Here is a 25,872-nt window from a genome sequence, read left to right as displayed (position 1 = left end):
GGTGTAATCGACGAGAGATCAAGGTGTTCCATGCAACCTGTGCAAGAACGCCCCTATCCGCCGCCGCGCCGCAGGGCAGGAAGGTCGATGCCGTGCTTGCCCACCTTGTAGTAGAAGGTCTTGCGCGGGATGCCGAGCCGGCGGATCGCCGCGCCGATCTCTCCATTGGCGGCCTTCACCGCGGCGACGATGGTATCGCGTTCGAACGCATCGACGCGCTGCGGCAGGGTGTCGGCTTCGTCCGGCGTCGAGGCAGGCGAGGCGATTTCTGCCAGCCCTAGCACGAAGCGCTCGGCGAAATGCGCCAGTTCGCGCACGTTGCCCGGCCAGTCGTGGCTGGCAAGATGCTCGCGCACGGCGGCGGTCATCACCGGCAGCGGCAGGCGCAACCGGGCCGCTGCCGAGGCCGCCAGATGCGCGAACAGCGCGGGCACGTCCTCGCGCCTCTCGCGCAGCGGGGGCATGCGCAGGCGCAGCGCGGCAAGGCGATAGAACAGGCCCGGCGCGATGCGGTCGGGGATGTCGTCGCCCTTGCCTTCCGCCGTATCCGCCCCGCCCGTCGCGATCACGCGTACATCCAGCGGCAGCGGATCGCGCGCGCCGGGGCTCCGTAGCACGCGGTCCTCGACCAGCGGGGTCAGCCTTGCCTGCAACCGGCGCGACGCCTGATCGACATCGTCGAGGAACAGCGTGCCGCGCATGGCCGAGGCGATGCTGGCCTCTCCGCCCGGTGCGAACAGTTCGTCCTCCAGCACTTCGGGAAGAGCACCACAAGCAACCGCCAAAAAGCGATGGCGCGAACGCTTTCCCGCGCGGTGGATCAGGCGGGCGAGCAGTTCCTTGCCGGTGCCCGTCTCCCCTTCGATGAAGAGGTCGATGTCGGCATTGGCAAGGGTCGGGATCATCTCGCGCAGGCGGCGGATGGCAGGGGATTGCCCGACGAGGCCGGACGCCTCGTCCTCCTGCGCGGCAGCACGCAGTCGGCGATTGTCGAGCGCCAGTGCCCGCGCCGTTGCCGCCCGGTCCGCCGCCGCGACAAGAGCCTGCGGATCGAACGGCTTGGTCAGGAAGTCCCACGCCCCCGCTTTCAGCGCGTCCACCGCCATTGCCACGTCGCCATGCCCGGTCACCAGGATAACCGGCAGCTCGGCATCACGGGCATGGAGCGCGCGGAACAGCTCGGTGCCCGACATGTGCGGCATCCGCACGTCGCTCACGACGATCCCCGGCCAGTCCGCATCGACCGCAGCCAGCGCCGACGCCGCATCGGCAAAGGTTTCCACCGAAAACCCCGCCAGCATCAGCACCTGCGCCGTCGAGACGCGCATGTCCTCATCGTCGTCCACCAGCGCCACCCGGCGCGCGTCGCCGCTCACGACGCCCGCCGCAGTACGACGACGAACTGCGCGCCCCGGTCCGACGGGACAAGCCTCAGGGTGCCGCCAAAGTCCTCGACGATGTCCTTGGATATGACCAGACCCAGGCCCAGCCCGGATGGACGGCTGGTGGCGAACGGGGTGAACAGGCGGTCGGCCACTTCCGGCGAAACGCCGGGGCCGTTGTCCTGCACCGCGATGGTCACGCTTTGCGGATCGGCCTCCACCGACAGGTCGATGCGGGCATCCTGCTGCCCCTCCAGCGCCTCAAGCGCGTTCTGGAGGAGGTTCACCAGCACCTGCTCAAGACGGACATGCCCGCCCAGCACCATCAGGTCGGCAGGGACCGGCGGCCGGGTGAAGGCCACGCGCGACAGCCGTTCCTTGAGCAGCAGGCACGCCCCTTCCACCACTTCGGCCAGCGGCACCGGGCCACCGGCGCGGCTGCCCTTGCGCGCAAAGCCGCGCAGTTCGGCGGTGACGGTGCCGATCCGCTCGGCCAGCCGGTCGATGGCGAAAAGGTTGTCGCGCACCATGTCCTGCGCGCCCATGTCCAGCAGCTGGCGTGACGTGGCGGCATAGTTGCGGATCGCGGCCACGGGCTGCGCCGTTTCGTGCGCGACGCTGGCGGTCACCTGCCCCAGAGTGGCGAGCCGGTTGGCCTGCCGCAGCCCTTCGCGCAGTTGCGCCGCGTGGTCCTCGGCGGCGGTCCTGTCCTCGATCTCGCGGCGCAAGTCTGCGGTGCGTTCGGCAACGGCGGCTGCCAGCTGAGCGGTGTGTTCGCGGCGACGACGGCCGCGTTCGGCAAGGAACGCGGCGCTTGCGAACAGCGCCAGCATCGTGAGCGCCGCCACGACCTGCGCGGTACGCTCTGCCGCATCGACCGAACCACGCAGCGGCAGCGCCAGATTGACCCGCCAGCCCGATGCGTCGGGAGCGCTGGTGACGAGGAGATAGTCCCCCCGCTCCCCCGCAATGGCGATGCGCGGGCCGCCCAGACGCGTGAACGGCGCCGCACCGAAGCCGCCAACGCCGATCATCTCCCGCGCGCTTCGTGCCTGCTGCGGCGTCATCGCCCGTGTGGCGGCATAGCGCCAGCCCGGCCGGCTGGTGACGAGGATTACGCCATCGCGGTCAGTCACGAACGTGATGCCGCGAGCCGCGCGCCATTGCGCCTCAAGGCTGCCGAACTCCATCTTCATCACCACCACGCTGTTACCAAACGCGCGGCGGGCGAAGAACAGGCCCGGGCGACGGCTGACCGTGCCCAGCGCGAACTGCTCACCCGCACCCCTTCGGGCCGCTGCCTGGAAATAAGGCCGGAAGCCGTAATACTTGCCCAGGAAGCTGCGCGGATCGTGCCAGTTGCTGGCCGCCAACGTCAGTCCGTCCGCCCGTACCACATAGATGATCGGCGAACCCAGCGCGCTCGAAAGCCGCTCCAGCTTGGCGTTCATCACTTTGCGTGCACCGGGCCGCCCTGATACCAGCGCGACAAGATCGCTGTCATCCGCCAGCGCCAGCGGCAACAGGCGAAAGCGCGCCACTTCGTTGCCCAGCAGCGCCTGCCGCAGGCGCGCGTCCGCCAGCGCCTGCGCGGCGAAGCGCTGGGTTGCCGCTTCGCGCACGACGATCCCCGCTGCCAGTCCGGCCAGCAGCGCAGCCGCCAGTGCGGCGATCAGCCAGGAAAGCTGCCTTGAACGGATCACGCCTCTGCTCGCCTCCTTCCCGTCATCCGGATCGCCTTCCTGCTTAGGCCGCCGGACCGGCATGTGCAAGTTTCTGCACTTCTGCGGGACGGCGCGTGCAGGATATTGGACATGGAGCCCCGGTTCAATAACGCAACAGTCTGATAAGAAACACCTATTTCATTCGTGCAATTCCTCTTTGCGCGCAGCGGCAGCGGATGCACTTTGCCACTGGACACGAGCAGCGCTCCAAGGGCGTCTGTTGCGTGTCGAGGATGACGAAGGCTTTTACCGCATGCATTACGACCCGTCGCACATCGCGCCTGCCGCCCCGGCTGCACCCAAGCGCTGGTACACGCATCTCTACGTCCAGGTTCTGGCGGCCATCACCGCCGGCGTCCTCGTCGGCCACTTCGCGCCCGCCACCGGCGAAGCGCTGAAGCCGGTGGGCGACATGTTCATCAAGCTGGTGAAGATGGTCATCGCCCCGGTGATCTTCCTGACGATCGTGACCGGCATCGCCGGCATGCGCGATCTCGGATCGGTGGGGCGTGTGGCGGCGAAGGCGTTCGCCTACTTCCTGTTCTTCTCCACGCTGGCGCTGGTGGTCGGCATGACCGTGGCCAACGTCGTGCGGCCCGGCGCGGGCTTCAACATCGACCCCGCATCGCTCGACGCGGGCAAGGTGGCCCAATATGCTGAAAAGGCGCATGAGACGACCTTCACCGGCTTCCTCAACGCCATGATCCCGGACACGCTGGTCTCCGCGCTGGCGCAGGAGAACATCCTGCAGGTGCTGGTCGTCGCCATCCTGTTCGGCTGCTCGCTGGCCGCCGTCGGCAGTCGCGGCGACAAGGTTCTCGCGCTGTTCGAGGACGTCTCGATCGTGGTGTTCAAGCTGGTGTCGATCGTGATGAAGCTGGCCCCGATCGGTGCTTTCGGCGCGATGGCCTTCACCATCGGCAAGTACGGCGTCGGCAGCCTTGCCAATCTGGCGCAGTTGGTGGCGACGTTCTACCTCACCTCGATCCTGTTCGTTGTTGTGGTGTTGGGCGCGGTGGCGAAGCTGTGCGGCTTCTCCATCCTCAAGCTGATCGCATACCTGAAGGGCGAACTGCTGCTGGTGCTGGGCACGTCTTCTTCCGAAAGCGCCCTGCCCGCCCTGATCGAGAAGATGGAGCGCGCCGGGTGCCCCAAGGCCGTGGTCGGGCTGGTCGTGCCCACCGGCTATTCGTTCAACCTCGACGGCACCAACATCTACATGACACTGGCCGCGCTGTTCATCGCGCAGGCCTGCAACGTGGACCTGACGCTGGGCCAGCAGCTGCTCTTACTGGGCGTGGCGATGCTCTCGTCAAAGGGCGCGGCGGGCGTGACGGGCGCGGGCTTCATCACCCTGGCGGCCACGCTGTCGATCGTGCCGGACGTGCCGGTCGCGGGCATGGCGCTGATCCTGGGCGTCGATCGCTTCATGTCGGAATGCCGCAGCCTGACCAACTTCGTCGGCAATGCCGTCGCCACCGTGGTCGTCTCGCGCTGGGAGGGCAAGCTGGACCACGCCCGCCTCGACGCAGCTCTGTCCGGGCACCCGCTGCCCGCCGCAGCAGCGGACGCGCAGCTGGCACCTGCCGGGTAAGCCTGAAGACCGGCATACCGGTCGGGTGATCCCGGCCGGAAAGAACAAGAAACGACGGAGAGGGTCGCACCCCATGACCACTGCACATTTGCGGCTGCGCGCCGCCACCCTTTCGCTTGCGCTGTCCGCAGCCCCCTGCGCGGCGTCGGCGGAGGAAGCCAAACCCTATCCGCAGGCCTTCAACGGCGATGGCGCGATTACCGCCGGCTACTCCCTGTCGCGCTGGGCCGAGGACTGGACCTCCATGGCGGATGCCGAGAAGCGCGACGATCCGCTGGACCGGCTGAAGTACATCCCGCTCGACGATGACGGCAACGTCTACCTCACGCTCTCCGGCGAACTGCGCCTGCGCGTGAACCACACCACCAACCCCAACCTGCGCGATGCTGAGGCGCAGCGGCAGGACATCAACCGCGTGGTGGGCGCAGCCGATCTGCATCTGGGCAAGCACCTGCGCGTTTTCGGAGAACTGGCGCACGGCGGCATTGCGGGCGTGAACCTTGGCACGCCAACCACTTCGCTGCGCAACGACCTTGTCGTCCAGCAGGCCTTCGTAGAGGGCATGGCGCAGATCGGCACCGTCGATGTGGGCGTGCGTTATGGCCGGCAGGAGTTCGTGGACGGGCCTAACATCCTCACCTCGCAGCGGGACAACAACACCATCCGCTATACGCTGAACGGCTGGCGGGCCTATGCGCGGGGATCGAAGCTGCGGTTCGGGGCCTTCGATTTCTGGCCGACCGAGTACGGCAACCGCGGCTTCGGCGACGACCAGCACGATTCTGCCCGCCGCTTTTCCGGCGCCACCGTAGGGGTGATGCTGCCGGGGACCATCCTTGGCAGCAAGTCCACCGTCGCCTTCGATGCCTTCGTCTGGCGCCGCAGGAACGATGTCGGCGCGTGGGGCGGGCGGGTCGGCCCGGCGACGCGCTATTATCTGGGCGGATGGCTGCGCGGCGATGTGGGGCGCGTGAACTTCGACTGGTCGGTGAACCGCCAGTGGGGGCACTACATCGATCAGGACATTTCCGCCTGGCAGGCCTTCATCGCCCAGTCCTATCGCCTGGGAGATAGCAAGACCGCGCCGCGCGTCGGCGTCCATTTCGACTATGCCAGCGGCGGGGGCGGCTATGGCGACGGCAAGCTGCGCAATGCCTATGCGCCGTTCGGCAACAACATCTACTACAGCTATCAGCTGTACCTGACGCCATCGAACCTGCGCGCCGTAACGCCGAACGTCAGCTTCGCCCCGTTCAAGGGCGCTCGCCTGCTGGCGGAGTACGAGTTCGCTTATCGCGACAACGTGAACGACGCGGTCTACCGCGCCAATGGCCAGCCCTTTGCCGGAACGCAGAACGGCAGGGCGCGCAAGATCGCCGAACTGGCGCGCCTGCAGCTGACCTGGACGATCACGCCGCGCCTGTCCTTCACCGGACGCTACGAACACCTCCAGGCCGGCCCGGCGCTGACCGACGCCGGTTACAAGAGTTCGGACTTCCTTGCAGGCTGGATCAGCTTCCGGTTCTAGGCGCTCAGCAGCACTTGCCGCCGCCCGCCCCGCCGAAGCGCGCCTGTTCCCGGTTGCGGAAGAACGCCACCCGAGTCATCGGCGTGGCTTCGGGGTGGTGGCGCGCCATGTGCGCCAGATAGTCCTCGTAAGGCGGCTGCCCCACCATCAGGCGCAGCATGGCGCGCAGGGTCTTCATTCCGCCGGGACCATCTGCTCGGGTATCGTCTGCGCCGGGCTTTCGTTCACCGTCGGGCGATCCTGGCGCAGCGCCGCAAGGCACGTCCGCACGGTGAAGCCCAGCAGCGACAGCACCACCGCCAGGAACACCCCGCAAAGCGCGGCATCGACCCGGTCGTTGAAGACGATGGCGTTCATCTGCGCCATCGTCTTGGCGGGGGCCAGCACTGTGCCCGCCTCTATCGCGGCGGAGAACTTGGCGGCATGGGCAAGGAAGCCCACCGTCGGATCGCTCGACAGCAGCTTCAGCGCACCGGCGCTCAGCGTGCAGATCAGCAGCCACACGGTGGGGATCACCGTGACCCAGGCATAACGCTGTTGCTTCATGCGGAAGAGCACCGTCGTCGCCAGCATCAGCGCCACGGCGGCCAGCATCTGGTTGGAGATACCGAACACCGGCCACAGGGTATTCACCCCGCCCAGCGGATCGGTGACGCCCTGATAAAGGAAGAAGCCCCAGCTCAGCACGCACAGTGCCGTCGCCACCACGCCCGGCACCCAAGACGTGCCCGCGCGGAATGAGGGCACCGCAAGCCCGATCAGATCCTGCAGCATGAAGCGCCCCGCCCGCGTCCCCGCATCGACGGCGGTGAGGATGAACAGCGCCTCGAACAGGATCGCAAAGTGGTACCAGAACGCCTTCATCGCGGTGCCCCCCGCGACGTGGCTGAAGATTTCGGCCATCGCCACCGCCAGCGTCGGCGCGCCGCCGGTGCGCGATACGATGGTATGTTCACCTACGTCGCGGGCGGTCTGGACCAGCAGGTCGGCGCTGACCGGGAAGCCCATCGCAGTGACGGCATGAGCCGCGCTTGCCGGGTCGGTGCCGAGGATGGCGGCAGGGCTGTTCATCGCGAAGTAGATGCCCGGATCCAGGATCGATGCGCCCACCAGCGCCATGATCGCCACGAAGGCCTCCATCAGCATAGCGCCATAGCCGATGAAGGGCGCGTCAGTCTCGGTTGCGATCAGCTTGGGCGTGGTGCCGCTGGCGATCAGCGCGTGGAAGCCGGAGACCGCCCCGCAGGCGATGGTGATGAACAGGAAGGGGAACAGCGCGCCCGACCAAGCCGGGCCACCCCCGCCGACGAACTGCGTCAGCGCAGGCATGCGCAGCGGCGGAGCCATGACGACGATCCCCACGGCCAGCGCGGTAATCGCGCCGATCTTGAGGAAGGTGGACAGATAATCGCGCGGGGCCAGCAGCAGCCACACCGGCAGCAGTGAAGCCAGCGCGCCATAGCCGATCAGGATCCAGCACAGCGTCTGCGGCGTGAAGGTGAACAGCGGCCCCCAGACCTCGGACGCGGCCACGTTCTGCCCGAACACGATGGCCGCGATCAGGCCGACGAAGCCCAACACCGATACCTCGCCGATGCGGCCAGGCCGGATCCAGCGGGTGTAGACGCCCATCGCCAAAGCCAGCGGGATCGTGGCGGCGACGGTGAACATGCCCCAAGGGCTTTCGGCCAGCGCCCGCACCACGATCAGCGCCAGCACCGCCAGGATGATGACCATGATGAGGAAGGCGCCCGCCAGCGCGATGGTGCCGGCCACTGCGCCCATCTCCATGCGCACCAGTTCGCCCAGCGATTTGCCGTCGCGGCGCATGGAGATGAACAGCACCATGAAGTCCTGCACCGCACCCGCCAGCACGACGCCGAAGATGATCCACAGCGTGCCCGGCAGATAGCCCATCTGCGCCGCCAGCACCGGCCCCACCAGCGGCCCCGCGCCCGCGATCGCCGCGAAGTGGTGCCCGAACAGCACGCGCCGGTCCGTCGGCACATAGTCGAGGCCGTCGGCGCGGTAGATCGCCGGCGTGGCCCGGGTCGGGTCCAGCCGCATGACGTGCCGCGCGATGTAGAGCGCATAGTAGCGATAGGCGACGAGGAAACAGCTTACCGCCGCAACCACGATCCACAGGGCGTTCACCACCTCTCCGCGCGATACCGCCAGCACCGCCAGACAGACCGCGCCAACGATCGCAAGGATGATCCAGGGGATGTGTTTCAAGGCGTCCTCTCCATTCGTCGTCCCGGAATTCCTAGCCCACCAGCCTGCGTGTGCGGCCATAGAGGAACGCCAGCAGCGCAAAGAACAGCACCGTGCCGCCGATCAGCGCAGGCGTTTCGAAGCCCGGCCCGACCAATGCCAGCGGCGCGTCGCTGCCCGATGCCGCGACGATGCCCGCGAAGGCCACGCCCCACAGGCTTTCGCCCACGATCAGGCCGGTCGCCGTCAACACGCCCATGCGCAGCGCAAATTCCGGATCGCGACGACCTTCGGCCCACTTGTCGTAGAACCAGCCGACCACCGATCCGATCACGGTGGGCAGGATCACGCTCATCGGCAGGTAGATGCCGATGCCGACCGCCAGCGGCGGCAGGCGCAGGCGGCCCGCCTTGCCCAGCACTTCGTCCAGCGCGATGAACGCCACGCCCGCCGCCGCGCCCCAGCCGATCATGGTCCAGTTGAGATCGCCGCCCAGCACGCCCTTGGCCAGTGCCGAGATCAGCGCCGCCTGCGGCGCGGGCAGCGCGTTCGGCCCCGCGCCCGGCGCGCCCGAGAACCCGAAGGCGGTGTTGAGAAGGTCCAGCACCGGCGGTATCACCAGCGATCCGAACACCACGCCGATCACCAGCGCCACCTGCTGCTTCCACGGCGTTGCGCCGACCAGCTGGCCGGTTTTAAGATCCTGCAGGTTGTCGTTGGAGATCGTGGCCACGCCGAACACCACGCCGGTGACGATCAGCGCATAGGCGACCAGAGCCTCCGTCGTCCCCGCGCTCTGATCGCGTCCGAAAAGCCCGACCAGCATGAGCGAGGCCGCGACCACCGAGAGGATGCCGATGCCCGAAACCGGCGAGTTGGACGCGCCGATGAGGCCCGCCATGTACCCGCAGACCGCCGCGATCAGCAGGCCGAACACGACCACGAAGACCACCGCGCCCGCCACCAGCACGATCTCGCTGCCCGCGAGCGGGCCGCCGGCGATCACGCTCCCCAGCAGCACCGCGATCGGCACCAGCATGGCAAGGGCGCCCAGCGCCACAGCGGCGATCGGCAGATCCTGTTCCTCGATCGACAGCGCCTCGCCAGACTTGCGCGCCCTGCTGGCGGCAAGGGCGGAGCGGATGCCGCCGATAACCGGCCCGGCGATCCGCAGCAGCGTCCACACCGCCGCGACGCCGATCACGCCCGCGCCGAAGAAGCGCACGTTCTGCGAGAAGATCGCGCCGGCCCATGCGCCCACGTCTCCGGGCATCGGGGTCTGCGCGGTCAGGATCGGCAGCAGCACCCACCAGCCGACGACAAGGCCCAGGAACATCGCCAGGCCCACCGAAATGCCGACCAGATGCCCCACGCCCAGCAGCGCGAAAGAGAGGCCGCCCGAAACGCCGGTGGCCCCGGCGCCCGCGCGGAACCACACCGCCGCCTCGCCTACGACAAGGCGCGTCTGCGTCAGCACGGCGAAACCGATGGAGGCCAGCGCGTTCCATACCAGCACCGACAGCCCCTTGGCGCTTTCCTCAGCCCCTTCGCGCGACCCGGAACCGACGCGCAGTACTTCGGCGGCGGCGTGGCCTTCGGGGTAGGGCAGCGGCGTGTCCACCACCAGCGCGCGGCGCAGCGGGACAGAGAACAGCACGCCCAGCACGCCGCCCGTTCCGGTGATCGCCGCCGTCGTCCAGTAGGGAAAGCCCTGCCACCAGCCGATCATGACCAGACCGGGCAGCACGAAGATGATCGCCGCCAGCGTTCCCGCCGCGCTGGCCACGGTCTGGACGATGTTGTTTTCCCAGATCGTGGAATCCCTGAACCCGCGCAGCACCGCCATCGAGATGACGGCGGCCGGGATCGAGGTGGCAAAGGTGAGGCCGACCTTCAGGCCGAGATAGACGTTGGCCGCCGTGAACAGCAGCGTGATCGCGCCGCCCAGCAGGATGCCGCGCAGCGTCAGTTCCCTTGCCGAAGCCCTGGCCGGGTCTGCTGCCTGCACCGTATCGTTCGCCATCGTCGTTCCACCTGATCCTTCCAGCCGGACCTATTGGCATGCAGCGGCCTTGTAGGACAGAAGAAATCTTCTCTGCGCAACTTACGGGAAGTTTTCACACAAAGCCCTTCGCGCTTTCACCGAGCCGTCACATCCCGCACTGATAAGGGTCTGCCATGGACAGACCGACGCACTCCCCCGACATGGCCATACGGATGCCGGATACGGCGATAAGGATGATCGTGCTTGCCGGGCGCCACCCGCACGGGACAGATGCGCTGGCGCAGGGTTTCGGCATGACGCACAAGTGCCTGGTGCCGCTGGCCGGGCGCCCGCTGGTTGCCCACGTCCTGCAGACCGCTGCCGTCCACCCCGCCATCGCCAGCCTCGCGATTTCGGTCGAACGCGAAGCCTTCGACGGCCTGTTCGACGTGCTGTCGCAACTGCCCGGACGCGGCATCGCCAAGCTGGTGAACGCACGGGAGAACCTGGTCGACAGCGTGCTGGCCGCGGCCGAGGGGTGGGACGGGCCGGTGCTGGTCACAACGGCAGATCACGCGCTGCTCACTCCGGCCTCGATCGACGCCATGATAGCCGCGCTGGACGACGCCGACCTTGCCTTTGCAATGGCTCCGCGCGCAACGGTGATCTCCGCCGATCCGCAGCACGACCACCCGTTCCACGAATTTTCCGACGGGGCCTATGCAAGCTGCAACCTTTATGCCGCCGCCAACCCGGAAGCCCTGAATGCGGCAGAAGTGTTTCGGGGGGGCGGGCGCTTTGCCGGGAATGCGTGGGGCGTGCTGCGGGCGTTCGGCTTCGTCAACATGGTGCGCCTCAGCCTGCGCACCGGCAGCCTTGCCGACGCCGCCGCACGCCTGTCTCGCCGATGGAGCCTGCGCCTGAAACCGGTGGTGCTGCGGGATGGATCGCAGGCGCTCGACGTGGACGATGCCCGCACGCACGCGCTGGCGGAAGCCATGCTGGCCGAGCGCGCCACGCCGCCCCGCCCCGAACCAGGAGCGCCGCTGGCACGGCGCGCCCTGACCTAGCGCATCAGAGACCCTCGCCGCCTACCCAGTGTTCGTCGGCCAGGAACCGCGCCAGACCCCATACCTGACGGCGGATGTCCGGCACCGCCACCACTTCCCACGCCTCGCCCTTAGTGATCGGCCCCACCGCCAGCAGCGCGTCCTGAACCTTGCCCTCTGCATCGCGCACCCGGCCAAGGTGATCGACGTCCACGCCAAGGCCATGCACGTCGCCCCGGATGCGGCCTGCGTTCAGCAGATGCGTCAGGATCGGCGCATCCACCCGGCCAAGGTTGCCGTCGGGGCCGGCGCAGTTGAAGACGCGATCCACCGTCACCATGGCGGTCCCGTCCTCGCCGCGCGGGCGATAGCTGACGGTGACGCGACCATTCTCGGCTTCGGCTCCACACAGTTTGCCCGCGATGTAGCGCAGCCGCCCGGCCTCCTCCATCTCCGCCAGTCGAGCCGCGACGGACGGGGCCAGACGGTGCCGGTGAATGTCCCAGTAAGGCCGCAGATGACGCAGGAAACTGGCTTGGGCGGCAGGCGAGTGACGCCGCCAGATATTCTGCGTGTGCGGCCGCAGCGCGTCCACGGCCCCGCGCCAGCCGATCTCCGCTGCGCGCCGCCGCACTTCGCGGACCAGCCGCGCACCGCGCATGTCGGGATCGGGGACCGGCGTTACCACCGGCCCGCTTTCGGCATGGGCATGGGGCCTCAACCCTCGGCGCGAAAGGACTGTGACCCGGCCCGCAAAGCCCGAACTCTCCAGCGACAGCCCCACGTCCGCCGCCGTCAGCCCGCTGCCTACGACCATCACTTCGCTGAGATCCGCCAGCCCTTCCACGGCGGTGCGATCCCACGGGTCAGGGGCGTATAGCGCCGGATCAAGACCGTCGAACACGGGATGCGGGGCGGGTGGGAAGTTGCCCAGCGCCAGTACCGCCGCGCGGCAATCGACGGCATCGTCATCGGCCAGATGGACTTGCGCCGCGCCATTGTCGAATGTGATCGAGCATGCCTCCGCATCCACGATCTGCGCATCCGGGCCGGCCTTTGCCAGCGCTGCTATCAGCAATTCGCGCAGATAGCTGCCGTATGTCAGCCTTGGCACGAAGCGATTGGCCTCGTCCGCCTCGGCAAAGTTCATCCACCTTACGAAGTGCTTCGCATCGTCGGGAAAGGCGCTCATGTTCGCGGCGCGCACGTTGAGCAGATGCTCGGGACGGCGGGTTCCGAACGCCACGCCCTTGGCCAACTGCGCCGAGCTGCGTTCGATCAGCGTCACCTTCACCCCATGCCGCAGCAGGTTGATCGCCAGGAGCGTTCCACTGAACCCTCCGCCGACGATCGCGATCGGCAGGTCGCGCACGGTTCTGGCGCTGGTCATGAATGCAAAATCCCTATCGATGGAAGCTGACGACTAACAAGAAATATCTGAACCGTGGCGCTTTTTGTCCGCATCCAGGCATTTTGGCAATGCGACGGACGGAGTTTGCCCGTTAACCATTCCTAGCAATATGGGGTTTATACGGATGCCTCTGGTTGGGATTGGGGCATGCCTGTTCGGACATTTCTGATTTTCGTGTGGCTGACGCTGGCCGGTTCGCTGTGGAGTGCGCCAGCGCAGGCAGAGATCGTGCGCTTGCGCTCCGACGTGTGCTATGCGACCGCGCCGGCAGACCGTTCCGACAATATCGCCATCGTTTCGCGCCTGCGCTTCGACTGCGCCGCGCCGCCCCCCTACGCAGCTTATGCCAACGGTTGGGTGTGGCTGAAGCTGCGCGACACCGATCGGCTGCGTGCCATGCCTGCCGGTTGGCAGCTGATGACCGATCAGACCCGGTTTCGCCGCATGACCACGCTGATCGTCGCCACCGACGGCACGGTTCAGACCCACCGCATTGCGCCCGGAACGGTCGGCGGACACTGGGGCCTGGGCGGCATGCTGCGCTTCCCGGTAGCGCGCGCCGGCAGCGACGTGGCCGCCGTCTACGTCGGCTATCGCAAGCTTGATGACCTGTCATTGATGCGCAAACTCACCGCCGTCAGTCCTGCCAGCGCCCTGCGGCTGCAGGGGGTATGGCTGGGAATGATGGGCATGTTCGCGGGCGCCATACTGTCCGCATTCGCATACAACCTGCTGATCTACACCGGCCAGCGTCTGGCGTTCCAGCGCTGGTACCTCGTCTGGTCGGCGGTCGCGCTGTGTTACGGGCTGACGTGGACCAACGTGTTCGCCTTCGTGCTGCCCGAATATGTCGGGCCGGTCGCAGTCAAAGGAAACTACGTACTGGTTGCCGGGATGATCGCGGCGGGTAACATGTTCTTCCTCTCCGTGATCGAGGAAGGCGTCCTGCCGCAATGGCTGATGCGGTGCGGCAAGGCGCTGGCGGTGGTCAACCTAGGTGTGGGACTGATGGCGGGCTTCGCGCCCGTCGTTGCGCCCAAAACCATCGACCTGTGGCTCAACATCGTCTTCCTGATGAGCGCGCTGTGCCTTGGCACTGGCGTCGTCACCGCCATTTCGCGCCGCTCCCGCGTGGTGTGGTTCTACCTTGTGGGATGGACGCCCGTGCTGGGCATCTTCGGTCTGCGCGTTGCCCGCAATTTCGGTCTCATGGTGCAGGACGACACCATCGACATGGCGACCTTCGGCGCGATCGCGTTCGAAGCAGTCGCGCTGTCGCTTGCCATCGCCGACCGCTTCCGCCGCCTGCGCCAGGAACGCGACGCCGCAGAGCAGGCGCGCAAGGTCATCGAAGTGGAAAGCGACACTTTCCGCCGCGCCGCGCAGACCGACTACCTCACCGGTCTTGGCAACCGGGCGGCATTCCATGGTAATCTGCGGTCGCTGTGCGACGCGGCGCCGCAAAGTCCGTTCCTGCTGATGCTGGTGGATGTCGATCACCTGAAGGACATCAACGACCGGCTCGGCCATGACGGCGGTGATCTGCTGCTGTGCAAGGTCGGGCGGGGCCTTGCCGCCGCTGCGGGTCCGACCGCGCACGTCTCGCGCATCGGTGGGGACGAGTTCGCTATCCTGCTGCCGTGCAGGGACGGGGCGGAACAGGCCACCCGCCGCGCGCTGGAGGAACTGCAGGGTCGCACCCTGACGCATGGCGGACGATCCTGGGCGCTTTCGCTCAGCATCGGGCTTGCCCGCTGGCCCGATCACGCTGACGAGGCAGAGGTGCTGGTCAAGAACGCCGACCTTGCGCTCTACGAAGCCAAGCAGCAGGGCCGTCGCCGCCTGATCGACTATACCACGCAACTGCGCCAGACGCTCGACAGCCGGCAACTGTTCGGAGAGGAAGCCCGCGTCGGGATCGAGCGGGACGAATTCTCCCTTCATTACCAGCCGATAGTCGACATCGCCACCGGTGTGCCGCGCGGTTACGAAGCGCTGCTGCGCTGGCAGCACCCGGTCCACGGCATGATGACCCCGGCGATTTTCGGCGACATGCTCAACGAACGCAAGCTCGGTCTGGCGATCCAGCAGCATGTTCTGGACATGGCGCTGGCAACCTTGCGTGATAATCCCGTGGATGTGCCCCGCCTGTCCGTGAATCTGATCGCGGCGCAACTGGACAGTCCGCAAGCGGCGGCACGCCTGCTCGACCGCCTGCGCCATTTCGGGGTCGAGCCAAGCCGACTGTGCATCGAAGTGACCGAGGATTTCGTGCTGGGCCGCTCGATCGACGAGACCGCCCGCGCCCTCGGCCTGCTGCACGACGCCGGAATGACCGTGGCGCTGGACGATTTCGGCACCGGCTACGCCTCGCTGATCCACCTCAAGCACCTGCCCTTCGACATGCTCAAGATCGACCGGTCCTTCACGCTCAGCCTGTTCGACGACGACGGGCAGAGCGAGGCGATCATCCGCGCCATCGTCGGGCTGGGTACGGCGCTGGGCAAGCACGTCGTAGCCGAGGGGATAGAGACGGAGCGCCAGCGCGCCAAGCTGGCCGACATGGGTTGCCGCCTGGGCCAGGGCTATCTCTTCGCCCGCCCCGCGCCGCTTCAGGCAATCTCCGGCATGACGGCGGCGGCGGCATGACCGGCACCCTTCCCTACGGTCGGCACAACGCCTAGATCATACCGGGCAAGGAGAAGTCCCATGCTCGAAGTCCACCAGTTTCCGTGCCTGTCCGACAATTACGGCTACCTGCTCCACGATCCGGAGAGCCAGGAGACGATCTGCATCGACACTCCCGACGCCGACGAATACCTGCGGCAGGCTGCGGGCAAGGGCTGGCAGATCACGCAAGTGTGGAACACCCACTGGCACCCGGACCACGCCGGAGGAAACGCCGCGATCAAGGCCGCCACCAACTGCCGCATCACCGCACCCGCAGGCGATGCCGACCGGATCGAGGCGGTGGACCGCACGGTCGGTCAGGGCGATATCGTCACCATCGGGGACCGGCAGGCGCTGGTGCTGGACGTGGGCGGGCATACCAACGGTCATGTCGCTTATCACTTGCGTGGTTCGGTGATGGCGTTCGTCGGCGACGCGCTGTTCGCGCTGGGCTGCGGACGCATGTTCGAAGGGCAGCCCGACCAGTTCTGGGCCTCGCTGAAGCGGCTCAAGGCCCTGCCCGGCGAGACGATGATCTATTGCGCTCACGAATATACCGCATCCAACGCCCGCTTCGCGCTTCATGCCGATCCGGACAACGCCGATCTTCAGGCTTATGCGGAAGAAGTCGCCCGCCTGCGAGACAAGGGCCTGCCGACCGTTCCGACCAAACTGGAGCGCGAATTGAAGGCCAACCCCTTCCTGCGCGCCGATGACCCGCAACTGCAGGCCCGCTGGGGCCACCCCGGCGACCCGGTAGCCACTTTCGCCGCGCTGAGGAGCGCTAAGGACGGGTTTTGATGAACCTGCGCATCGCATCCGCCGTCCTGCTGGCGCTGGTCACGGCCACTGCGGGCACAACGACAGCATTCGCCGCCGATGTCGTGGTTTCCCCCGCGCCGCTGTCGGCTCAGCACGATCGCGCTCGCGTTTTCCTGGGCGGCAGTATCGAAATGGGCGTTGCCCGAGACTGGCAGGCGGACCTCACCGCCGCACTGGCGAAAGACGATGCCCTTCTGCTTAATCCCAGGCGCCCGGACTGGAACCCCGCGTGGAAGCCGGTTGCGGAGGAACCGCATTTCCGTGAGCAGGTGGAATGGGAACTCGCCGCGCTCGACAGTGCCGACGTGATCGTCATGTATCTTGCCCCCGGCACCCAGAGCCCGATAAGCCTTCTTGAACTTGGCCTGCATGGCCGCAGCGGCAAGGTCGTGCTGCTGTGTCCTGACGGCTTCTGGCGGAAAGGCAATGTCGACATTACTGCCGAGCGATACGGCATTACCCGCGTCGCCACCTTCGACGCACTCGTCTCCGAAGTGCGCCGCCGGCTGAAAGAATGGAAACCGGCCTGATCTACAGGGTTTCCGGGAAAGACAGTGTGTGGTTCAGCCGTTCCATCACTTCGTCCAGAGGCTCCACGACCGTCACCGAGCGACCTTCTCCAAAACGGATACGGGTGCCCTCGGACACTTGCGACACGAACGTGACCTGCGAGGCATTGACGGCGGTTGCGGTGCGGTCGGCTCCAGTGAATTTCACGAACATGGATCACCTCTCCTGCTATGTTGTCCCTGCAGAGTATGACGGGATCGCCCGTCGTGAAAGGGGGCATTGCTTCGCCTCGGTGCAATCGGCGCGCAGGCGATACAAGACCTGACTGGCCGGCAATGATCGGGACACCATCTAGCCATATCGCGGCGCCATGATTCATCGCGTTTTCCGTTCGCTTGCCGGCTCGATTTGCATGGCCGCCGCCGCGCTCCCCGGTGTGGCCCAAGCGGAGACGGCGCATGACGAGCAGGGCTGGCTGAACCTGACGGCGATGGGGCCGATCTCAGGTGACGTGGTCTATTTCGCCGAACTGCAGCCGCGCATGGGGGATGGCATTTCCCGGCTCGATCAATTGTTGCTGCGCGGCGCGGTCGGGGTGAAGCTGTCCCCGTCGGTGACGCTCTACCAGGGCTATGCCCATGTCGTCACTCCGGTGGACGGAGGGCGAGACTTCAACGAGGAGCGCAGCTTCCAGCAGTTGAACCTTGCGTTGGGCAGGCCGTTCGGGGGCGAACTGTCATCCCGCACGCGGCTGGAACAGCGCTGGCGCTCCAACGGCAGCGACATGGGCTGGCGTCTGCGCGAGATGATCCGCTACGAACATCCACTGAAGGACGGCAGCGACGCGGTGAACGCGCTGGTCTATGCAGAAGGCTTCGTCGCCTTCAACGATACCGACTGGGGGGCGCGTGCCGGGTTCGACCAGCTACGCAGCTTCGTCGGCGCCGAAGTGGGCCTGCCGGGCGCATCGACGCTGGAACTGGGCTATCTCAACCAGACCATCGACCAGACTCTGGGCCGCACGCGGATGAACCACGTGGCGTCGGTGACGCTGTTCTACCGCCATTGATGGAGCGCTAGTTCCCGTCCATCCGATAGTTCGGCAACCCGTCCAGCGCACTGCGCAGCGCCTCGCTCCAGCTGGTGGATACGGACTGGAAATAAGGGTCGCCAGCTTCGATCCGCCGTTCGTGCCGCGGTGCGAAGTTGTCGCGTTCGATCACCAGCAGGTCCAGCGGCAGGCCCACCGAAAGGTTCGCCTTCAACGTCGAATCGAATGACACCGTCATCAGCTTGACCGCGCTTTCGAAGCTCATGGCGCGATCGTAGCCGCGGATCAGGATCGGGCGGCCATACTTGGTTTCGCCGATCTGGAAGAACGGCGTGTCGAAGCTGGCCTCGATGAAGTTGCCTTCCGGATAGATGAGGAACAGGCGCGGTTCCATGCCCTTGATCTGGCCCGCCACGATCATCGAGGCGCTGAACGTCCCTGCCGCCGCGTTCTGGCCATTGTCCGCCGCACGTTCCGATATGATGTCCTGCAACAGGTTGCCGACGATGGAGGCCACCTTGAACATCGTGGGCGCTTCGAGCAACGAATTGTGCCGTTCCGCTGGGGCCTTGGTCCGTTCCTCGAGCTGGCTGATGACCGACTGCGTGGTGGCCAGATTGCCAGCGGTCATGACCGAGATGATCCGCTCTCCCGGTATCTCCCAATGCACCATCTTGCGGAAGGTGGAGATATTGTCGACACCCGAATTGGTGCGTGTGTCGCTCATCAGGACGAGCCCGCGATCGAGCATCATGCCGACGCAATAAGTCATGGTACTACGTTAACCCCGCGCAAACCCGATCCTGACCGCACCCCCACGGTGCGGGGACAGCCTTAGCTGCCCTGCTTCTGCTGCTGCCCGCCGGAGTCGGACTGCTGCTGCTGCATTCCTACCCGATTTTCCCCTACCGACAAATGAACGTCCAACCGGGTTTCCCCCGCGCCCATCGCGATGCCGGTTATAGGCGCGGCTTCGGCATAGTCGCAGCCCGTGGCGACCCGGATATATCGCTCGTCCGGGCAGATCGCGTTCGACACGTCGAAGCCGACCCAGCCTAGCCCCGGCACATGCGCCTCTGCCCAGCCGTGCCCGGCTTCCTGCTCGGTGCGGCCGTCCATGCGCAGATAGCCGCCGACATAGCGCATCGGCACGTCGAGCATGCGGCCCGCCGCGATCAGAATATGCGCGTGATCCTGGCACACGCCCCGCCCGGCTGCGAGCGCCTGTTCGGCGGTCGTCTGCGCGTCGGTCGTGCCCGGAACGTACTCCACCTGCTCGCCGATCACGCGCGACAGCGTGTGCAAATAGCCCAGCATGTCGCCGCGGTCTGCCTCGATCCCCGCCAGCAACTGGCGTACCTTGGCGCCGGGCCTTGTCAGCGCCGTCGGCCGCAGGAAGCACCACAGCGGCATCAGCCCGGAGTTAGGCCCGACAACCCCGTTGTTATCCACCGTGCGCACGGTGCCTTCGCAGGTCACCACGACTTCGGGCACGCCCGGCTCGATGGAGACGAGATTTACGTGGTTCATGTGCTGGTCTTCGTAGGACGCCTGCGTCGCCGCGCCCTCCAGCGTCATGTGCCAATCGACGATCTCCTGCCCGTGCGTGGACTTGGGCTTTAGGCGCAGCCGCTGCAGGCCGTGCGTCACCTTGTCGGCGAAGGAATAGCGGGTGGTGTGCTTGACGGTCAGGAGCACCTTGGCACCCTCCTACTCGTAGAACCGGTAATCGGCGGCGATGGCGTTGCCGATCTCGATGGTCTTGCCGATGAAGTCCTGCAGGTACTCGTGCAGGCCATGGTCGAAGATGTCCTCTATCGACGTGCGGTGCAGCCTGGCCCTGGCGTCGCGCAGCAGCTGGTGCGCGGACACCTCCTGCCCATATTCCTTGGCCAGCCCGGCCATGTTACTGCCGATCTTTTCATAGCAGAACACTAGGCTTCGCGGGAACTGCCCATCCAGGATCAGGAACTTCGCGATCCCGCGCGGGTCCATCGAGCCGGCGTTGAGCCACGAATAGGCCCGGTTGCCCGCCACCGAACGCAGCAGCGTATCCCACTGCACGTTGTCCAGACTGGAGCCCACCCACGCCGCCGAAGGCAGCAGCACGTAATACTTGACGTCGAGGATGCGCGCGGTGTTGTCCGCCCGTTCGATGAAAGTGCCGATGCGCGCGAAGTTGAACACTTCGTTGCGCAGCATCGTGCCTTCCAACGCGCCTCGCACCAAGGTGCCGGTGCGGCGGATCTGGCCCAGCACTTCGCCAAGGTTCGTTTCGCGCACGGGCCGCGCCAGCAGTTCGCGCAGGTGCATCCAGCCCTCGTTGGTGGTCTCCCACACGGCATTGGTCAGGCTGGTGCGCACCACGCGCGCGTTGGTGCGCGCATTCTCGACCATCGCCAGGACCGAGGCGGGATTGTCCTTCTCACGCAGCAGGAAATTGAACACCTGGGGGCCGGTGAACTCGGAATGAAGCTGGCTGTATGCCTCCAGCTGCCCGGTGGTGGTGAGGACCGACTTCCACTCCTCGTCCTGCGACTGGCGGCTGCCCCTCGTCAGCGCAAGGTGAAAACCCACGTCGATCAGCCGCGCGGTATTCTCCGCGCGTTCGAGGTAGCGGCTCATCCAGTAGACGCCGTTAGCGCCGCGGCCCAGCATCAGGCTTCACCTCTCATCGTTGCAGCGCTCATTCGTCCAGCACCCAGCTGTCCTTCGTACCGCCCCCTTGCGAGGAATTGACCACCAGCGACCCTTCCTTGAGCGCCACGCGGGTCAGCCCGCCCGGCGTAATATCGATACCGTCGGGCGAAACCAGCACGAAGGGCCGGAGATCGACGTGCCGGGGCGCCAGTCCGACCTGCGTGAAGATCGGCACGGTCGACAGCGACAACGTGGGCTGGGCGATGTAGTTGCCGGGATTGGCGCGCAGCTTCACCTCGAACTCGGCGATTTCCTTCTTCGAGGAGGTCGGCCCGATCAGCATGCCGTAACCGCCCGAGCCGTGCACTTCCTTGACCACCAGTTCGGACAGGTTGTCGAGCACGTAGCCTAGCGAATCCGCTTCCGAGCACCGCCAGGTGGGCACGTTCTGGAGGATCGGTTTTTCGCCGGTATAGAACTCGACGATTTCCGGCATGTAGCTGTAAATCGCCTTGTCGTCGGCTATGCCGGTGCCCGGTGCATTGGCGATGGTGACCCCGCCCGAGCGGTAGACGTCGAAGATGCCCGCAACGCCCAGAACCGAATTCGGGTTGAACGTCAGCGGATCGAGGTAGTCGTCGTCCACTCGGCGATAGATCACGTCGATCGCCTTGTAGCCTGTCGTCGTGCGCATGCAGACCCGCCCGTCCATGACGCGCAGGTCGCTGCCTTCCACCAGTTCCGCGCCCATCTGGTCGGCCAGGAAGGCATGCTCAAAATAGGCGGAATTGTAGATGCCGGGCGTCAGCACCGCCACGACGGGGTGTCTGCTGCCGCCCCTGTAGGCCGGGGGTGCGCAGGCCCGCAGCGAGCGCGCCAGCCTGCGCGGATAGTCGGAGACGGGACGCACCGGAACCTTGGTGAACAGTTCCGGGAACATCGCCATCATCGTCTCGCGATTCTCCAGCATGTAGGAGACGCCGGACGGCGTGCGGGCGTTGTCTTCCAGCACCATGAAGTCGTCCGGCCCGGTCCGCACCAGATCGATGCCCACGATGTGGGTATAGACTCCGCCCGGCGGCGTGAACCCGATCATCTGGCTGAGGAACGCCTCGTTGTTGCGTAGCGCCTCCATCGGCAGGCGACCGGAGCGGATGATCTCCTGCCGGTGATACAAATCCTGCAGGAAGGCGTTGATCGCGCGCACCCGCTGCTCGATCCCGCGTGTCAGCTTGCGCCATTCGCGTGCCGTGATGATGCGGGGGATCATGTCGAACGGGATCAGGCGTTCTTCGCCCGCGTCATCCCCGTAGACGTTGAAGGTGATGCCGATTCGGCGGAAGAACCGCTCCGCCTCGGCATCCTGCCGCCGCAGCCAGGCGGTATCCTGGCCATCGAACCAATCCCGGAATTCTGCGTAAGCCGGACGGACGGAGCCGTCCGCGTTGAGCATTTCGTCGAATTTCGTCTTGCTCTCAGCCGACATTGTGACTCCCTGTTGCCCAAGTTGTGCAACAGGGAAGAATGCTTGCCAAGGAATACCGCTGCATCGGCGGCTATAATTAAAGCAACAGGGTGCGCGCAAATTTGCGGCAGGTCACCCCAGCAGCCCGCGCCGGGTCAAATCCGCCCGCAGCGCATCGGCTCCCGCGAAGTGATGCACCTGCCAGCCCAACGCGCGGGCGCCTTCGATGTTGGCGGCGTTGTCGTCGATGAACAGCATGGCCCCCGGCGCATGGCCGAAACGGCGGGCGGCAAGATCGAAAATTCGCGCGTCGGGCTTGAGCAGCTTTTCATCGCCCGAAACGACGATGTCGCCGAACAGGTCGAACAGCGGCTCGCCGGCGCGATATTCGTGCCAGAACGGGCTTGCGAAGTTGGTGATCGCGAACAGCGGCACGCCGCGTGCAGCCAGTTCGCGCACGAGCTCGTGAGTGCCGGTGACGTTGCCGGGGATCGTCTCGCCGAAGCGGGTGGCATAGGCATCGAGCAGGTCGTCGTGCCCGGGGAACTCGGCCTTGCGGGCAGCCACCATCTCGGCAAGATCGCGCCCGGCGTCATGCTCGAAATGCCATTCGTGCGTCACGACATTGGCTAGAAACCAGTCGAGTCGCTCCGGCTCGGCAATCAGCTTGCCGAACAGCAGGCGCATGTCCCACTCGATCAGCACCTTGCCGACGTCGAACACGACGGCTTCGATTTCCCGGCCAGAAATTTCGTGATCGGTAGACATGACAAGACCCCCGCGGTCGGCGGGGGCCTCATGCACGCGACGAAACCGTCCGCCTGTCATCGCCTGCCCGAAGGCAGGCGTACAGGATCAGCCCTGGCGGGCCTTGAAGCGACGGTTGGTCTTGTTGATCACGTAAGTGCGGCCGCGACGACGGATCACGCGGTTGTCCCGGTGACGGTCCTTGAGCGACTTGAGGCTGTTGCGAATCTTCATGTGTCTCGTTCCGTGTCGTCTTGGCGGTTACCGACCGCCGGAAATTCAGAGTGGCGCCGTTAGTGTGGCTGCGCGGCAAAGTCAAGCGCGACAGGCCGTTGCGGGCACCCCTGCCAGCGCCTATCTTCGTTCAGGCGCGGGCAAGTTGTGGCCCGCATAAGACAAAAGCCGGGCGCGACTCCACCGAAATCGGACAAGAACACGATGAAAATGCCAAACGCAGCGGGAATCGCCGCAGGAATTGCCCTCTCGCTGTTGGGATCTTCGGCACAGGCGCAATGGGGACCGCGCTGGGGCGGCGGTTGGGGCAATCGATGGGATCGTGGCGGTTCGATGCTCGATTCGCCTCGCGCGCAGACCCGATCCTCCGATGGTCGAGAGGGCCGCGTGGAGGTGAGTCGCTTCGTGTCGCCCGACGCATCCGCTGCTGCCGAACTGGGTCACGGCCCCGTGTCCGTCGAATCTGAATCGGGCGAAGGCGCCTGGATCGATGCCGGCACCCGCCGCACCTACGAAGCCGCGATCGTCGATGCGCTGGTAGGCGCGGGCTATGATACCTTGCACCCCGACACGCCCCAGCCGCAGATCACCAAGCTGCGCATATCGCGGCAGGTGCTGGCTGCGGCAGAGGAGAAGCGTAGCCCGGTCAGCGGCACCGCCGCCATGGAAGTGGGGACTTACGGCCAGGCTTATGGCCTCGGTATCAACGTCGATCTGACGAAGCCCCGTTCCGCACTGGTCTCTACCCGACTCGATGCGCAGATCGTCGACAGGGCAAGCGGAAAGGTGCTGTGGGAAGGCTATGCCACCATCGCCACGCGCGAAGGGGACAACAAGTGGCCTGACGGCCTTATCGCCACCAAGCTGGCCGGCGCCCTGTTCGACAACTTCCCCAAGGCCGATGCCATCGGCCCGGACGGCGTGGGCCGGGAGGGGTAAGGCCTCCAGCGCGCGTCCTGAGTGCGTGGGTGGCAGGGCCGGAACTTCGCAGGTACCCATGGGGTTTCAGAGAATGTCTTGCGGGACGAACTTGTCGTAATCCACACGGCAGGGCACTGACCGGAAGATCACGAAACCCCCGCCAAGAGGACCAAGACCGATGCGCACCCTGCCTGCAATTCTGCCGCTTGCCGCCGCCCTTGCGCTTTCGGCCTGCGTCGCGCCGGTCGGCCCGGTCGAAGTCACTCGCTTCCACGCACCCGACACCGCTCGCCTTGGACGCGGCACGATCCGTGTTGAACCGGCGCCGGGGCAGGCCGACAGTCTTGAGTTCCGGACTTATGCCGCCGCCGTGGCACGCGAATTGACCCGCATCGGCTACAGCGAACCTCTGCCCGGCCAGCCGGGGAGCAGCCAGATCGCCCTGCTGACGCTCGATCGCAACACCTACCAGCCCCAGCGGGGCCGCGGCCCGGTCTCGGTGGGGCTGGGCGGTGGCACTGGCGGCTATGGCTCGGGTGTGGGCCTGGGCATCGGCTTCGACTTGTCCGGCAAGCCCAAGGAACAGGTGGAAACGCGCGTCTTCGTATCGATCCGCGACGCAGCCGCCGCCCCAACGGCGACGGCGCTGTGGGAAGGACGCGCAGCCTTCGTGGTGCGGGGCGATTCGCCCCTCGCCCAGGCGCCACTCGGTTCGGCCAAAGTTGCCGAGGCATTGTTCAAGGGGTTCCCCGGACAGTCGGGCGAAACTATTCAGGTGAAATGACCGACATCCAGATCACCGCCGCATTCGATTCCGGCAACATCGAAGTCCTTTCCGTTTCCGGCGCAGAGGCGCGTCTGGCTATCCGCAAGGATCACGAATCGGACTTCTTCCAGTGGTTCCACTTTCGCGTTTCCGGCGCGGCAGGGCGTGCGCTGGTGCTGCACATCACCGGCCTCAACGGCTCCGCCTATCCGATGGGCTGGCCGAACTATGACGCTGTCGTTTCGGAAGACCGCGAGTACTGGGGTCGCGCCGCCAGCACCTTCGACGAGAGCGTGGATGGCGGCACCCTGACCATCCGCTACGAACCGGTCGGCAACCTTGCCTGGTTCGCTTACTTCGCCCCCTACTCGATGGAGCGTCATCACGACCTTGTCGCCGCCATCGCCGGTGCGCCCGGCGTAGAGCATCGCTCGCTTGGCCTCACGCTGGACGGGCAGGCGATCGACTGCCTCGACATGGGCGACGGGCCATTGCAGGTCTGGCTCTATGCCCGCCAGCATCCCGGCGAATCGATGGCCGAATGGTGGATGGAAGGCGCGCTGGACCTGCTGGCCGACCCTGCCAGCTCGGTCGGGCGCGAACTTCGCCGCCGCTGCACCCTGCATGTCGTGCCTAACGCCAACCCCGACGGTTCGCGCCGCGGGCACCTGCGCACCAACGCCGCGGGCGTGAACCTCAACCGCGAGTGGGACGAGCCGACGCCGGACAAGTCGCCCGAAGTGCTGGCGATCCGCAACGCCATGGATGCCAGCGGCGTGGACTTCGCGATGGACGTCCACGGTGACGAGGCCATTCCGGCCGTATTCCTCGCCGGGTTCGAAGGCATTCCCTCGCTCGGCAACGAGCAGCAGGCGGGCTACGTGCGCTATGCAGAACTGCTGGAGCGCCGCACGCCCGATTTCCAGACCAAGCTGGGCTATCCGCTGACCCGCCCCGGCACGGGCAATCTTACGATGTCCACCAACCAGGTGGCCGAACGCTTTGGCGCAGTGTCGATGACGCTGGAAATGCCTTTCAAGGACCATAACCCGGCTGCCGACAAGCTTCAGGGCTGGAGCCCGGAACGATCCGCCCAACTGGGGCGCGACTGCATGGCAGCCCTGCTGGAATGGCTGGTAGCGAGCGAGGCGGCCTGACCC

At 66.2% G+C, this 25,872-nt stretch carries 23 protein-coding genes; 10 read left to right on the top strand and 13 right to left on the bottom strand.

The window, feature by feature from the left end:
• Positions 1 to 53: 53 nt before the first annotated feature.
• Positions 54 to 1,376 (bottom strand): sigma-54-dependent transcriptional regulator, encoded by a 1,323-nt coding sequence (locus GGR40_RS17125; protein ID WP_429277466.1) that lies wholly within the window; start codon positions 1,374 to 1,376, stop codon positions 54 to 56.
• Entirely contained in the window at positions 1,373 to 3,085 is a 1,713-nt protein-coding gene (locus tag GGR40_RS17120; RefSeq protein ID WP_429277465.1) for a sensor histidine kinase, read from the bottom strand. The genes GGR40_RS17125 and GGR40_RS17120 overlap by 4 nt, the downstream gene beginning before the upstream one ends.
• A gap of 274 nt (positions 3,086 to 3,359) precedes the next feature.
• On the opposite strand from GGR40_RS17120, the gene GGR40_RS17115 reads away from it, so the two are divergent.
• Both GGR40_RS17115 and GGR40_RS17110 read left to right on the top strand, forming a co-directional pair.
• A complete protein-coding gene (locus tag GGR40_RS17115) occupies positions 3,360 to 4,700 on the top strand; it encodes a dicarboxylate/amino acid:cation symporter (RefSeq protein ID WP_429277464.1) in 1,341 nt (446 codons plus the stop codon).
• Between the two features lie 73 nt (positions 4,701 to 4,773).
• Positions 4,774 to 6,228 carry an alginate export family protein gene (locus GGR40_RS17110; RefSeq protein ID WP_429277463.1) on the top strand — a complete coding sequence of 485 codons (1,455 nt, stop codon included), beginning with the start codon at positions 4,774 to 4,776 and terminating at the stop codon, positions 6,226 to 6,228.
• Between the two features lie 4 nt (positions 6,229 to 6,232).
• On the opposite strand, the gene GGR40_RS17105 is transcribed toward GGR40_RS17110, so the two are convergent.
• Genes GGR40_RS17105 through GGR40_RS17095 form a run of 3 tightly spaced genes read right to left on the bottom strand, consistent with a single transcriptional unit; the run spans position 6,233 to position 10,465 of the window.
• Positions 6,233 to 6,406, bottom strand: coding sequence for a YbdD/YjiX family protein (locus GGR40_RS17105; protein ID WP_429277462.1), 174 nt, complete (start codon positions 6,404 to 6,406; stop codon positions 6,233 to 6,235).
• The gene (locus tag GGR40_RS17100) at positions 6,403 to 8,463 is read right to left on the bottom strand and encodes a carbon starvation CstA family protein (protein ID WP_429277461.1); all 2,061 of its coding nucleotides are present in this window, start codon (positions 8,461 to 8,463) and stop codon (positions 6,403 to 6,405) included. The genes GGR40_RS17105 and GGR40_RS17100 overlap by 4 nt, the downstream gene beginning before the upstream one ends.
• Positions 8,464 to 8,494: 31 nt before the next feature.
• Positions 8,495 to 10,465, bottom strand: coding sequence for an OPT family oligopeptide transporter (locus tag GGR40_RS17095; RefSeq protein WP_429277460.1), 1,971 nt, complete (start codon positions 10,463 to 10,465; stop codon positions 8,495 to 8,497).
• A 155-nt stretch (positions 10,466 to 10,620) separates the two neighbouring features.
• Here GGR40_RS17095 and GGR40_RS17090 point away from each other — a divergent pair, with 155 nt between their 5' ends.
• Complete coding sequence (locus GGR40_RS17090; protein WP_429277459.1) at positions 10,621 to 11,496, top strand: NTP transferase domain-containing protein; 876 nt, start codon at positions 10,621 to 10,623, stop codon at positions 11,494 to 11,496.
• Positions 11,497 to 11,500: 4 nt separating this feature from the next.
• Here the strand turns inward: GGR40_RS17090 and GGR40_RS17085 are convergent, their stop codons facing one another.
• Complete coding sequence (locus GGR40_RS17085; protein WP_429277458.1) at positions 11,501 to 12,865, bottom strand: FAD/NAD(P)-binding protein; 1,365 nt, start codon at positions 12,863 to 12,865, stop codon at positions 11,501 to 11,503.
• Between the two features lie 168 nt (positions 12,866 to 13,033).
• Here GGR40_RS17085 and GGR40_RS17080 point away from each other — a divergent pair, with 168 nt between their 5' ends.
• From GGR40_RS17080 to GGR40_RS17070, 3 genes are read left to right on the top strand one after another with little or no spacing between them, the layout of a single operon-like run.
• Entirely contained in the window at positions 13,034 to 15,535 is a 2,502-nt protein-coding gene (locus tag GGR40_RS17080; protein WP_429277457.1) for a putative bifunctional diguanylate cyclase/phosphodiesterase, read from the top strand.
• A 60-nt stretch (positions 15,536 to 15,595) separates the two neighbouring features.
• Positions 15,596 to 16,357: a hydroxyacylglutathione hydrolase gene (gloB, locus tag GGR40_RS17075; protein ID WP_429277456.1), complete on the top strand. Its 762-nt coding sequence runs from the start codon at positions 15,596 to 15,598 to the stop codon at positions 16,355 to 16,357.
• Positions 16,357 to 16,908, top strand: a complete 552-nt coding sequence (locus tag GGR40_RS17070; protein ID WP_429277455.1) for a nucleoside 2-deoxyribosyltransferase domain-containing protein — start codon at positions 16,357 to 16,359, stop codon at positions 16,906 to 16,908. Before gloB ends, GGR40_RS17070 begins: the two co-directional genes overlap by 1 nt.
• A gap of 1 nt (position 16,909) precedes the next feature.
• On the opposite strand, the gene GGR40_RS17065 is transcribed toward GGR40_RS17070, so the two are convergent.
• Positions 16,910 to 17,101 carry a hypothetical protein gene (locus GGR40_RS17065; protein ID WP_429277454.1) on the bottom strand — a complete coding sequence of 64 codons (192 nt, stop codon included), beginning with the start codon at positions 17,099 to 17,101 and terminating at the stop codon, positions 16,910 to 16,912.
• 199 nt (positions 17,102 to 17,300) lie between these two features.
• Between GGR40_RS17065 and GGR40_RS17060 the strand changes: the two genes are divergently transcribed.
• Positions 17,301 to 17,957 carry a DUF2490 domain-containing protein gene (locus GGR40_RS17060; protein ID WP_429277495.1) on the top strand — a complete coding sequence of 219 codons (657 nt, stop codon included), beginning with the start codon at positions 17,301 to 17,303 and terminating at the stop codon, positions 17,955 to 17,957.
• Between the two features lie 7 nt (positions 17,958 to 17,964).
• On the opposite strand, the gene GGR40_RS17055 is transcribed toward GGR40_RS17060, so the two are convergent.
• The 6 genes from GGR40_RS17055 to ykgO form a co-directional block, all read right to left on the bottom strand.
• Complete coding sequence (locus GGR40_RS17055; RefSeq protein ID WP_429277453.1) at positions 17,965 to 18,711, bottom strand: peptidase; 747 nt, start codon at positions 18,709 to 18,711, stop codon at positions 17,965 to 17,967.
• 62 nt (positions 18,712 to 18,773) lie between these two features.
• Positions 18,774 to 19,637, bottom strand: coding sequence for a transglutaminase family protein (locus tag GGR40_RS17050; RefSeq protein ID WP_429277452.1), 864 nt, complete (start codon positions 19,635 to 19,637; stop codon positions 18,774 to 18,776).
• A 12-nt stretch (positions 19,638 to 19,649) separates the two neighbouring features.
• Positions 19,650 to 20,597: an alpha-E domain-containing protein gene (locus GGR40_RS17045; protein ID WP_429277451.1), complete on the bottom strand. Its 948-nt coding sequence runs from the start codon at positions 20,595 to 20,597 to the stop codon at positions 19,650 to 19,652.
• A 28-nt stretch (positions 20,598 to 20,625) separates the two neighbouring features.
• On the bottom strand, positions 20,626 to 22,065 hold the full coding sequence (locus GGR40_RS17040) for a circularly permuted type 2 ATP-grasp protein (protein WP_429277450.1): 1,440 nt from the start codon (positions 22,063 to 22,065) through the stop codon (positions 20,626 to 20,628).
• A gap of 111 nt (positions 22,066 to 22,176) precedes the next feature.
• Positions 22,177 to 22,812: an HAD family hydrolase gene (locus GGR40_RS17035; RefSeq protein ID WP_429277449.1), complete on the bottom strand. Its 636-nt coding sequence runs from the start codon at positions 22,810 to 22,812 to the stop codon at positions 22,177 to 22,179.
• Positions 22,813 to 22,899: 87 nt separating this feature from the next.
• On the bottom strand, positions 22,900 to 23,025 hold the full coding sequence (gene ykgO, locus GGR40_RS17030) for a type B 50S ribosomal protein L36 (protein WP_003046794.1): 126 nt from the start codon (positions 23,023 to 23,025) through the stop codon (positions 22,900 to 22,902).
• A gap of 204 nt (positions 23,026 to 23,229) precedes the next feature.
• Between ykgO and GGR40_RS17025 the strand changes: the two genes are divergently transcribed.
• From GGR40_RS17025 to GGR40_RS17015, 3 genes are all read left to right on the top strand, one after another.
• On the top strand, positions 23,230 to 23,964 hold the full coding sequence (locus tag GGR40_RS17025; protein ID WP_429277448.1) for a DUF4136 domain-containing protein: 735 nt from the start codon (positions 23,230 to 23,232) through the stop codon (positions 23,962 to 23,964).
• A 160-nt stretch (positions 23,965 to 24,124) separates the two neighbouring features.
• Complete coding sequence (locus GGR40_RS17020; RefSeq protein WP_429277447.1) at positions 24,125 to 24,730, top strand: DUF4136 domain-containing protein; 606 nt, start codon at positions 24,125 to 24,127, stop codon at positions 24,728 to 24,730.
• On the top strand, positions 24,727 to 25,869 hold the full coding sequence (locus GGR40_RS17015) for a M14 family metallopeptidase (protein ID WP_429277446.1): 1,143 nt from the start codon (positions 24,727 to 24,729) through the stop codon (positions 25,867 to 25,869). The genes GGR40_RS17020 and GGR40_RS17015 overlap by 4 nt, the downstream gene beginning before the upstream one ends.
• The last annotated feature ends 3 nt before the right edge of the window (positions 25,870 to 25,872 follow it).

This window comes from Novosphingobium gossypii (genome assembly GCF_050433305.1).
Taxonomy (GTDB): Bacteria; Pseudomonadota; Alphaproteobacteria; order Sphingomonadales; family Sphingomonadaceae; genus Novosphingobium; species Novosphingobium gossypii.
This window is presented reverse-complemented; position numbering and strand designations above follow the sequence as displayed.

Coding starts and splice junctions, on each gene's coding strand:
- GGR40_RS17115 (WP_429277464.1), top strand. CDS start 3,360: ATGCATTACGACCCGTCGCACATCGCGCCTGCCGCCCCGGCTGCACCC.
- GGR40_RS17110 (WP_429277463.1), top strand. CDS start 4,774: ATGACCACTGCACATTTGCGGCTGCGCGCCGCCACCCTTTCGCTTGCG.
- GGR40_RS17105 (WP_429277462.1), bottom strand. CDS start 6,406: ATGAAGACCCTGCGCGCCATGCTGCGCCTGATGGTGGGGCAGCCGCCT.
- GGR40_RS17095 (WP_429277460.1), bottom strand. CDS start 10,465: ATGGCGAACGATACGGTGCAGGCAGCAGACCCGGCCAGGGCTTCGGCA.
- GGR40_RS17090 (WP_429277459.1), top strand. CDS start 10,621: ATGGACAGACCGACGCACTCCCCCGACATGGCCATACGGATGCCGGAT.
- GGR40_RS17085 (WP_429277458.1), bottom strand. CDS start 12,865: ATGACCAGCGCCAGAACCGTGCGCGACCTGCCGATCGCGATCGTCGGC.
- GGR40_RS17080 (WP_429277457.1), top strand. CDS start 13,034: ATGCCTGTTCGGACATTTCTGATTTTCGTGTGGCTGACGCTGGCCGGT.
- gloB (WP_429277456.1), top strand. CDS start 15,596: ATGCTCGAAGTCCACCAGTTTCCGTGCCTGTCCGACAATTACGGCTAC.
- GGR40_RS17070 (WP_429277455.1), top strand. CDS start 16,357: ATGAACCTGCGCATCGCATCCGCCGTCCTGCTGGCGCTGGTCACGGCC.
- GGR40_RS17065 (WP_429277454.1), bottom strand. CDS start 17,101: ATGTTCGTGAAATTCACTGGAGCCGACCGCACCGCAACCGCCGTCAAT.
- GGR40_RS17060 (WP_429277495.1), top strand. CDS start 17,301: ATGGCCGCCGCCGCGCTCCCCGGTGTGGCCCAAGCGGAGACGGCGCAT.
- GGR40_RS17055 (WP_429277453.1), bottom strand. CDS start 18,711: ATGACTTATTGCGTCGGCATGATGCTCGATCGCGGGCTCGTCCTGATG.
- GGR40_RS17045 (WP_429277451.1), bottom strand. CDS start 20,597: ATGCTGGGCCGCGGCGCTAACGGCGTCTACTGGATGAGCCGCTACCTC.
- GGR40_RS17040 (WP_429277450.1), bottom strand. CDS start 22,065: ATGTCGGCTGAGAGCAAGACGAAATTCGACGAAATGCTCAACGCGGAC.
- GGR40_RS17035 (WP_429277449.1), bottom strand. CDS start 22,812: ATGTCTACCGATCACGAAATTTCTGGCCGGGAAATCGAAGCCGTCGTG.
- ykgO (WP_003046794.1), bottom strand. CDS start 23,025: ATGAAGATTCGCAACAGCCTCAAGTCGCTCAAGGACCGTCACCGGGAC.
- GGR40_RS17025 (WP_429277448.1), top strand. CDS start 23,230: ATGAAAATGCCAAACGCAGCGGGAATCGCCGCAGGAATTGCCCTCTCG.
- GGR40_RS17020 (WP_429277447.1), top strand. CDS start 24,125: ATGCGCACCCTGCCTGCAATTCTGCCGCTTGCCGCCGCCCTTGCGCTT.
- GGR40_RS17015 (WP_429277446.1), top strand. CDS start 24,727: ATGACCGACATCCAGATCACCGCCGCATTCGATTCCGGCAACATCGAA.